The sequence below is a fragment of the Mesorhizobium sp. M7A.F.Ca.MR.362.00.0.0 genome, assembly GCF_004023175.1.
GTDB lineage: Bacteria > Pseudomonadota > Alphaproteobacteria > Rhizobiales > Rhizobiaceae > Mesorhizobium.
In genome coordinates, this window is sequence record NZ_RZTF01000327.1 from 4,868 (window position 1) to 7,189 (window position 2,322).

General features: G+C 54.3%; 3 protein-coding genes. 2 read left to right on the plus strand and 1 reads right to left on the minus strand.

From position 1 onward, the window contains the following. Together EOC06_RS40970 and EOC06_RS28705 are read left to right on the plus strand one after the other, a co-directional pair. On the plus strand, positions 1-388 hold a 388-nt coding region (locus EOC06_RS40970; protein WP_206631273.1), incomplete at its 5' end, for a hypothetical protein. A 4-nt stretch (positions 389-392) separates the two neighbouring features. After that, a complete protein-coding gene (locus tag EOC06_RS28705; protein ID WP_128309391.1) occupies positions 393-1,574 on the plus strand; it encodes a hypothetical protein in 1,182 nt (393 codons plus the stop codon). Here the strand turns inward: EOC06_RS28705 and EOC06_RS28710 are convergent. Next, a partial coding sequence (locus EOC06_RS28710) for a hypothetical protein (protein ID WP_164898790.1) occupies positions 1,543-2,322 on the minus strand: 780 nt, incomplete at its 5' end. The genes EOC06_RS28705 and EOC06_RS28710 overlap by 32 nt on opposite strands.

Here is a 2,322-nt window from a genome sequence, read left to right on the forward strand (position 1 = left end):
CACTATCGGCGTCCTAAGATTCGCTACTCCCAAGGCTCCCAAAGCCGTGCCGAAGCTTGCAGAAATAAAGGACATCAAAGGTCGACTGACCGTGCTCACCGCTAGTTCGTTCGAGGTGGATGGCACTTCCATTGTTCTCTGTGGAGTTAGGCCATCAGGTACAACGTCTGCGGAAAAAGCAGCCCAGAGCGTTAGGCTTTCTTATGAAAATGCCTATGTGAAATGTAAGCCTGTTGGCGGCGGCACCCCATGCGATGGGAAGACGGTGGCAACCTTGGGTAGATTTATCGTAGCGCAATGCAAGATTGACGGTGCGCTTGACTTGGCAACGGCGTTGACAGAGTCCGGCATCCTTTGCGGGACGATCCCTATCTACAAGTCCTGTTAGCACCATGTCACACTATTACGCAAGAACACAAAGTATTCAAATCGCTAGCCAGTCGACCTTTTCTGACAAACTGAAGACAATTTACGCCGTCTCTGCCGTCATCGCAATGAGTCTGCAAAGTGTCTATCTGACTCAATTCGGGGTAGCCGCCTTTTGCTACCTCGGACTTCTCATGCTGATCCCGCTATTAAATGCGCCGGTCAAAGCGAGTTCTTTTTGGATCGTTGCTTTCCTACTAGTCGGGATGTGCGGAACTTTCACCGAAGATGGCGGCACTAAAGCAGTCCTAGGCACTATTGGCAGCAGCTTGGCTCTCATCCTCGTTCCAGCTTGCTTTGCCAAAGACAGTCGTCCTTTGTTGGTTGGTTTGCGATGGGCGATCGCTGCGCACGCGCTTATGGTCCTGTTCCAGATTTTCTATTTCGTGGCGTTCCGAACTTATTTTGACCCGCTTGCAAGTCTTGGCCTTGGTGACCAGACGGTCATGAGTAAGAAAGGACTTGAGCTTGCCGTCGGCAGAGTGCCGCGCTTTGCAGGCTTGTCGAATGAACCGGGTACCCATTCGACTATGATCGCAAGCCTACTTGCTGGCGAGTATGCCCTTTCGCGCAAGCTCTCGAAGGTCTCAATTTTAGGCATTCTTTCAGCGATCGCGACGATGTCGCTGGGCGGCATGATGTTCGTCGCAATGTTCTGCGGAATTGTTGGGCTCCACCAATTTTTTGCCGTTCGAAGATGGAGGATTCTTGTCGCCGCTGTCGGCATAGCGCTGCTTTCAATCATTATATATTGGGCGTTGCTGAATCTTGAAACAAGATCGCAACTCTATATCGAAGGCACGCAGCACGATCAGATGATGGAGTGGGCATTTTCCTACCAGCGGATAACGCTGTTTGGCCTAAGCGAAAGTCAGATACCGATGTTCTTCACATTTGGCTATCTCGGCGTTGGCCTCGACTTTCTGCTCCGATACGGCTTATGGGCAGTTGTAGGGATTGCCATGTATTTGTTGAGCTTGCCGCTCTTGGGCATTGGCCTGTCGGTCGTGTTGTTGGCCACAAAATTGAAGCTGACGTATCCTCTAGTTTTCGTCATCCTCGCAACGATCAACTTAGGCATGACGCAGTACCCTTACGCAAAGTTGCGAATTCATCCTAGGCTTCGAAATCCCCTGACCAGCCGATAGCCGAACTGACAACCCAAAGTCCTACCGTATAGGCCTCCAGGGTTACACGCTCGCCGGGATCGAGAATGAGATATTTTCCTGCACCGCCGCCCTTGATCGTGTCCGTCCCGTTGGGCTCGATGTTCATGACATGGGTTGCGTGTACTCCGGCAAAGCCGATCCGAAGGCCAGGCACGGCAGGCGGCAGCGTATGTGTCCGCGTCGCGCCGGCCCCGTTGTTGTGGCAGAGTGCCCGGTTGTGAAGCCCGGACAGCGTTGTGTTGACGGTCAGATTGGTCGGCACACTCGACGTCCCCTGCAGGCCGGGATTGTTGCCGCCAATAAACCTGGTCACGATGCCGGCCGTGATGGAACTGCCGGTGCCATCACCAACCCATTCCGTCATGTCAAAGCCATCGACCAGCATTTCGTCTATCGCGCCGCCGGTGGTTACTCGAAAAGCAACGCCAATGGAGGTCGAATTTTTCAGGGCGATGTCCCTGAGACTGGCTTTGCGCAGCCGTTGGCCCACGGAAAGGTTGAACCGGATGCCATGCGACTGGGTGTTTCCCCTGATGCCAGAAAGGCTAAGGCTCGCCGGTGTCACTACGTTCGCAACGACGACGGCGTCGGTCGAGCAGTTCATCAACGTGCCCGGACCGATCGCAAGAGGCGTCTGGTAGGGCGCGGCGATTACGGCTGTGGCACCTGACGTTGCGCCCGTGATCGTTTCGCCAGCCGGAAAGATGCCGGCCGAACCGCGCACATA

What these genes read in the sequence shown, in the direction of transcription:
- EOC06_RS28705 (WP_128309391.1), top strand. Translation starts at nt 393, where the DNA reads ATGTCACACTATTACGCAAGAACACAAAGTATTCAAATCGCTAGCCAG.